A 258-nucleotide genomic window follows, 5' to 3' on the forward strand; every position below is an offset into this window, starting at 1 on the left:
GCCTCGTCGGAGGCCGCCATCACCGTCATGTTCGGCAGGCAGCACAGATACGCGAGGTCGAACGCGCCGGCATGCGTGGCGCCGTCCGCCCCCACCAGCCCGGCCCGGTCGAGGCAGAACCGCACGGCTAAGTTCTGCAAAGCCACGTCGTGCACGAGCTGGTCGTAGCCGCGCTGCAGGAACGTCGAGTAGATCGCCACGAACGGCTTGTAGCCCTCCGTCGCCATGCCGGCCGCGAACGTCACCGCGTGCTGCTCG

At 69.0% G+C, this 258-nt stretch carries 1 pseudogene; it reads right to left on the bottom strand.

The features are described 5' to 3' along the window. A pseudogene (locus EOE48_RS29010) lies at positions 1–258 on the bottom strand (1-deoxy-D-xylulose-5-phosphate synthase); the annotation flags it as partial.

Origin of the sequence: Methylobacterium oryzihabitans (genome assembly GCF_004004555.2) — a bacterium.
In the GTDB taxonomy this organism is placed as follows: Bacteria; Pseudomonadota; Alphaproteobacteria; order Rhizobiales; family Beijerinckiaceae; genus Methylobacterium; species Methylobacterium oryzihabitans.